This is a genomic window from Psychrobacter sp. AOP7-B1-24 (assembly GCF_052376215.1).
Taxonomy (GTDB): domain Bacteria; phylum Pseudomonadota; class Gammaproteobacteria; order Pseudomonadales; family Moraxellaceae; genus Psychrobacter.
This window is the reverse complement of the sequence record NZ_JBQSVL010000111.1, coordinates 1-6,607: the sequence shown is the minus strand read 5'-3', so window position 1 is coordinate 6,607 and position 6,607 is coordinate 1. Positions and strand designations below refer to the sequence as shown.

Below are 6,607 nucleotides of genomic sequence, written 5' to 3'. Positions count from 1 at the left end.
CACAATATCTGTCACATCTAAAATAGGACAAGATTTTGGGTTTCTTTGTGCAAACAATAAAAAATCATAGGCCAATTTCTTGGGTACTATGACTAGATTTGCTTGTATGTGACCTTTGCACATGCCAGAAGTCGGCTTGTTGATTTCGTTCTGACCGATTAGTGCTCTGACCTCTTTCGGTGTCATATCTGCTAAATCCAGCATTGTTTCAGCCTCTTACGTTTTATTACTTTTGGCAGATAAAAATTTATGATCCATACGTTGTAACCATGAAATCCTTATTTAACTTAACAGAAGATTTTTATATAGGACTTACGCAACAATCAGTCTAGGCGAGCGTAACTGCTCGCAGAGATAGTCATCCAGCAAGCCATGTTTTAACTGATATACCGTTTTCTTTGTCTGCCTAGCAATACGGGTCAAACTTATCCAAACTAATATAGAACAGCAAATATGATTGCGCTGAATACGTGCTTTTCGACACTGATTAGACTCTATACCTGTTAATTGCTTAATCTCACGATGAAACTGCTCAATTTTCCAGCGTATGGCGCACACCTGTTGTACGTCATCACGATTTGTTTGAGTGGTATCGTTGGTTACGACCCAATCCGTGCGGTGAGTACTCACCACAACCCGAAACAGTTGCACTTTATAGTCTTTAGGAAATTTATTGATCTTAATTAATTTGCCATTATCTTGTTCGGCCTCAGTCCATTGTAAAGCACTGACTGAGGTATAAGCGCGTTGCCCCTTAGAATCATCAACCAAACGGTTGCTCTTAAGCGGACAGTAAAAGATTTTACCTAAACCATCAATGGTCAGCATGATATCTTTAGTGGCATACCAGCTGTCCATAAGCACCGTTTTAAATACCAATTGCTTGTACTCGATCGTGTGTCGTAACATATCTTCTAAATGATCAAGCTTGGTTTTACCATCGATGGCTTTGTCGTAAATACGGTAGTCAATAACCCAATACTGCTGGGTATGCGGGTTAACGTAGATGCAGTTTACAAGACCAATGCCTTTAATTAATCGTTTAGCATTGCCACTATATTGGCGGTTGACCAGTTCTATCTTATGATTGTGATCTTTGTCTAATACCGTATCATCAAAGAGCAAGTAACCCTCAGCATCGGCGACAATGTCTTGTTTAACTTGTTCCCATACTAGACGAGGTTTGAGCTTGTCACCTTTAATATAACGGTTGATACGGTCATGACTGATGTTCTCAGGATGATGATCAGCATAGTTGGTGATGGTGTAGTTTATTTGGCTCACCATGAGATACTGGCAATAATCTAGTCGGGTTACTTTAGGCTTCTTCATGACTATTATGGTACTACGCTATGCTTTAGGTTGGCAATATATCTCTGGTTTTGCGTAAGTCCTATTATAATAACAAGACAGATTTTTCTCGATATAGCGTGTGATGGCAAGCTATTCTTTTCACATCAATAATATGTATTTATATGAATATAATAATACGGCCATAACGTGAATCCAAACTCAAAACCGCATTTAAAGTTGCCATAAAGGCAACTTATTGTTCGCTAAAAAATGGCCAAACCTGTTGGAAATACAGTGGTTTTAAACTTATAATTGATTATTTTTTCGGCCTAGAAGGATTTATAAATGCAATTTTTAGGGAAGATTAGCCAACAGTTAAGTCGGTTTACTGCATTGGTCATTGTGTTGGCAGCAGCAGTGACATTTATAGAACCCGCGACTTTTTCTTGGGTAACAGGTGATACCCAAGTTATTGTACTAGGCGTTATCATGCTTGCGATGGGCATGACGCTTGGCAAAGAAGATTACAAAATATTGGCCAAACGCCCATTAGATATCTTTATTGGTTCTATCATCCAATATACCATTATGCCGATATTGGCAATTGGCGTGGCTCGTCTATTTGACCTCTCACCTGGCTTAACATTAGGACTGGTATTGGTCGGCACTTGTCCAGGCGGTGTCTCTTCAAATATCATGAGCTACCTGGCTAAAGGCGATGTGGCTTTTTCAGTGGGTATGACCACTGTATCAACCATCATTGCACCTTTAGTGACGCCCCTTTGGTTAAATTATTTAGTGGGTCAATCAGTCGAAATGGATGGTTGGGGCATGTTCCGCTTCATGCTACTGGTAACCCTACTACCTGTTGCTATCGGCTCCATACTAAATATTTTATTTCACAACAAGCATTGGTTTAAAGATGTGCGTGCCGTTATGCCAGGCGTTGCTGTATTGGCTTTTGCCGCGATCGTTGGTGGCGTTGCAGCTGTATTTGGCAGTCAGTTTTTACAATCAGGACTGGTCGTCATTTTGGCCATTGCAGTACACAATGCCGTCGGTTACGTATTGGGCTACTACTCAGGTGCATTATTCGGTATGAATAAGCCCAAAAAACGCACCATATCTATTGAGGTCGGTGTACAAAATGCAGGGCTGGCAACTGGCTTGAGTACCAAGTTTTTCCCAGGTAATGCCGAATCTGCCATCGCGGCAGCCGTCGCTTGTATCTGGCATTCTGTCTCTGGCTCTGTATTGGCAAACCTCTTTGCTTGGTGGGATAAGCGCAAACAAGCAAAATCATCTGCTGTTATTGATAATGATGAAACAGTCGCACTGATTAAAACTGGTGAAAAGGGTTGATACTGAGACTGATGCTTGTTAAATAGCAGTCAAAGAATGATGTTAGATTATGTTGATAACCTAACATCATTAATCCAAACATTTTATAAGTAGGGCTTCTAAAGTAGTGCCTCTAAAAAGAGTAACGCTGTAGCGGTTTAGTTATTCACTGAATGTATCAACTTATTAATACACACACTCCTGCACGACAGCAAGCCACAGATTGCTTGCAAAACCAATAAACAAACAGCCTACTAGTGTCGTACTCACAACGATACCCATTGGGTATCTTTTAAATTTACTGGACAGTCTTTGGCCTGCCAACACCATCACATTCTCGTAGCTCAAGCTGATCATTTGTAAAATGATAGCCAGTATCAAAAATGACATTAAAGGATACGCATAGCTTGGCTCTACGAGATGTACAAAGAACGATAGAAAAAATGAAATGCCTTTTGGACTGGTCAGACTCAATATCAATTTTGGGTAAAAAACACTATGTCGTATTCCAAATAGATGTCAATAGGATATTTAATTGTTACGGTTTGATAGGTTTGCGGAGGTTCATTATTGTGTTAAGTTATTTAAGCGCTCAGTATCACAGTCAACGGCGACCATAATCAAAGCCCCCTAAAACGCATACAAGGCAGCCGAGTGTAGATAGATGTGATACTTCAAGTGAGGATAACACCGTGGTGAATTGAAAGTGACTTCACAGTGATTTAACAGCAACTTAGCAATAACTGAGGAGCTCACTGGCTATATCATTAAGATCAACAACCAGTAGCACCAATGACAATGGATTTATAAAGCACACTTACCAACTTAAGGAAAAGGTCAATTATGACGCTAGATAACAATGTATTACGTGAACGTATTAGCTTGTTGGGCTCATTTTTAGGTGACGCCATTTCGCGCGAATCAGGCGAGCAAACCGTGCAAACTATCGAAACACTGCGTAAAGGCTTTATTAGACAACGCCGTGAGCCTAATGAAGCAAACAAACAACAGCTCATCGACTTTATTGCTTCTTTGGACAATCAAGCCTTAAAGAACGTCATACGTGGCTTTTCTATCTATTTTTTCCTTGCTAATCTAAGCGAAGAGAACTATTTACGTGAACAACGCCAAGCCCAACGTCTCCAATCAGAGCACAGCTGGGAAGGCTCGTTTCGCCGTACGCTACTTGAGTGTCGTGAGCGCAATATTGAACCTGCGCAAATGCAAGAGCTGATTGATCAGTTAAAATTCATGCCTGTGTTTACCGCGCATCCTACCGAAGCGCGTCGCCGTACGACGATGAACATACTACAAAGCCTTTTTACTCATAGTGATGCACTAAACAATCTAGACAAAAACAGCTTTGCCTATGAGCAAGCAAAAGAGCAAACCGCTCAAACCATTGATTTGCTGTGGTCATCTGATGAAGTACGTACCCGCAAACCTCTGGTCTATGATGAAATCAATAACGGACTGCATTATTTTAATGCCAGTTTATTTAGTGCCATTCCTAAGGTTTATCGTAATATTAAAAAAGCCATTACCGATATCTATCCAGAACTGACCGACTATCCGTTGCCAGCATTCATCAGCTTCGGCTCTTGGATCGGTGGTGATAGAGATGGCAACCCATTTGTGACTTTTGAAACCACAGAACGTGCCGTATTGATGCATGCTGATACCGTACTGCGTCACTATCAAGTATTGATCAAAAAGCTGCGTCGCCAGCTGATCCACAGTGATACGATTGTGACCATCCAACCTGAGGTCTATGCCAAAATTGAGAGCTATGGCGAACTCGATAAGCGAGTCTTTGATTACAATCCCGACGATTACAGTAATGAGCCTTATCGTCGATTGCTCTCTATCATTCTGACTAAAGTCAAAGCCACTCATCGCCGCATCCAAAGCCAAGGCACAGATATCGAGGCCGAAAAAGACGCGTACCGCAATCCACAAGAATTACTAGAAGACCTGCGCATTATTCGTCAAAGCGCAAACACGCACGATACCGCGCATGCAGAAGGCTTATTGCTTGATGTGATTCGTTTGGTCAAAACTTGCGGCTTTCATTTGGCGGCACTCGATATCCGTCAAGAGTCGTTTTACCATAGCGAAGTGATTGCCGATATCTTTGCCAGTGCTTCTAACCTGCCTGATTATCAAACGCTCAATGAGCTAGAACGCCAAGAGTGGCTCACACGCTTGCTCGAAAAGCCCGGCACACCGCTTATCTATACCGACAATCTGGGTGACAAAACACGCGAACAGTTAGCGCTGATGAACTCTGTGGCGACATTACGTAAATTGGTCGGACCAGACACCTTTGGTAGTTATGTCATCTCAATGACCAATAATGCCAGTCAACTGCTAGAAGTCTTGCTATTAATGCGCTTTGCAGGCTTGTGTACCGTTGACGCTGATGGTCAACTGTCTGCTGACCTACCCGTCGCACCCTTGTTTGAAACCATCGAAGATCTTAAAAACATCGACCAAATACTACCTGCCGTGTTAGACAATCCACTGTACCGTGGACTGCTACAGAACACCGATAACACGCAAGAGATCATGCTAGGTTACTCAGACTCATCGAAAGATGGCGGCATCATCACCTCGGCATGGCAGCTTTATAGCGCACAGCAAACTATTAACGATATTGCCGAAAAATATGGCATCAAAACACGACTGTTCCATGGTCGCGGTGGTTCTGTGAGCCGTGGTGGTGGCTCAACGCACAAAGCAATTGCTGCCCAACCTGCGGGCACCCTGCACGGTCAAGTTAAAGTGACCGAACAAGGTGAAGTGTTATATGCCAAGTACGCCAATACCGACACCGCTGTGTTCGAGCTCACCATGGGTATCACAGGTACACTCAAAGCCTGCTCGTCAAGGTTTGTGGTGCAGCCTACTGAGTTACCAGATTATGAGGCACTGTTTGCACGCTTAGCAGATGCGGGTGAGCAACGTTATCGTGAGCTGACCGATCACACCGAAGGGTTTTATAAATTCTATTCCGAGGTCACGCCAGTACAAGAAATTTCTTTATTGAATATTGGCTCACGTCCTGCCCATCGCAAAAAAGGCCTACCAAGTAAGACCACGTTGCGAGCGATTCCTTGGGTGTTTGGTTGGTCATTAGCACGCTTTACCCTACCTGCTTGGTATGGTGTCGGTAGTGCGCTAGATAGCGTCAAAAAAGACGAAGCGTTGATGAAAGAAATGAGTACTAAATGGCCGTTCTTTAGTGTGTTTATGAGTAATATTGAGATGGCCTTTACCAAAGCCAATATGAATATTGCCGAGGCCTACAGCCAGTTGTGTGATGATGAGCCGCTGCGCAAACAGATTATGACAGCGGTCACGGACGAATACGCACTGACCAACTCAGGTCTAAACTCGCTGCTTGAGCAAGACTCTTTATTGTCTAGCCAAGAAAACTTAGCGGCATCCCTTCAGTGGCGAGATGCTTATCTAGACCCGATTAACTATATACAGATTGAGCTGTTAAAACGTGCCAGACAACAGGGCACCCCTAACCATACGGAACATGGCGACCTTAATGTAGAAGATCCATTGATCCGTAGTATCAATGCGCTGGCAGCGGGCTTACGCAATACAGGTTAAGAGCATCTGTAGGACAAATAAAACATTTATACCAATTGAGGTTCCGTGAGCGGAGCCTCATTTTTTTCACCAGATTTTAATAAACGTCAAAATAAATAGCCCATTCGAGTGAATTGAAGACACGCGCCAGTAATACTAGGAATAAGCATATCAACCAAGATATTCGATATCGTACTGACACTAAACGGAATTATCGAGCCATCTTATTTAAACCAACTGACAAGACACCATATTCCATTGGCCGTCCATATTCGCTTGTACCAAGGCATCATGTAGTGCATCGGACACAAATACATAACTCATCAACAAGGGGTCGTGCCATAGATCTAGCTCGCAGTTTAGTGCTGAC

Annotated in this window: 4 protein-coding genes and 1 pseudogene; 2 read left to right on the top strand and 3 right to left on the bottom strand. The window is 42.7% G+C overall.

Features of this window, described 5'->3' with window-relative positions; genetic code table 11:
- Together ACT3QP_RS13815 and ACT3QP_RS13810 are read right to left on the bottom strand one after the other, a co-directional pair.
- A pseudogene (locus ACT3QP_RS13815) lies at positions 1-204 on the bottom strand (DUF1445 domain-containing protein); the annotation flags it as partial.
- A 108-nt stretch (positions 205-312) separates the two neighbouring features.
- A complete protein-coding gene (locus ACT3QP_RS13810; RefSeq protein WP_444525897.1) occupies positions 313-1,332 on the bottom strand; it encodes an IS701 family transposase in 1,020 nt (339 codons plus the stop codon).
- A 306-nt stretch (positions 1,333-1,638) separates the two neighbouring features.
- Between ACT3QP_RS13810 and ACT3QP_RS13805 the strand changes: the two genes are divergently transcribed.
- The gene (locus ACT3QP_RS13805) at positions 1,639-2,655 is read left to right on the top strand and encodes a bile acid:sodium symporter family protein (protein ID WP_192519193.1); all 1,017 of its coding nucleotides are present in this window, start codon (positions 1,639-1,641) and stop codon (positions 2,653-2,655) included.
- A 165-nt stretch (positions 2,656-2,820) separates the two neighbouring features.
- Here the strand turns inward: ACT3QP_RS13805 and ACT3QP_RS13800 are convergent, their stop codons facing one another.
- A complete protein-coding gene (locus tag ACT3QP_RS13800) occupies positions 2,821-3,108 on the bottom strand; it encodes a LysE family transporter (protein ID WP_413038448.1) in 288 nt (95 codons plus the stop codon).
- Positions 3,109-3,477: 369 nt separating this feature from the next.
- Between ACT3QP_RS13800 and ppc the strand changes: the two genes are divergently transcribed.
- Positions 3,478-6,258, top strand: a complete 2,781-nt coding sequence (gene ppc, locus ACT3QP_RS13795; RefSeq protein ID WP_192519192.1) for a phosphoenolpyruvate carboxylase — start codon at positions 3,478-3,480, stop codon at positions 6,256-6,258.
- Positions 6,259-6,607: the final 349 nt, after the last annotated feature.

What these genes read in the sequence shown, in the direction of transcription:
- ACT3QP_RS13810 (WP_444525897.1), bottom strand. Translation starts at nt 1,332, where the DNA reads ATGAAGAAGCCTAAAGTAACCCGACTAGATTATTGCCAGTATCTCATG.
- ACT3QP_RS13805 (WP_192519193.1), top strand. Translation starts at nt 1,639, where the DNA reads ATGCAATTTTTAGGGAAGATTAGCCAACAGTTAAGTCGGTTTACTGCA.
- ppc (WP_192519192.1), top strand. Translation starts at nt 3,478, where the DNA reads ATGACGCTAGATAACAATGTATTACGTGAACGTATTAGCTTGTTGGGC.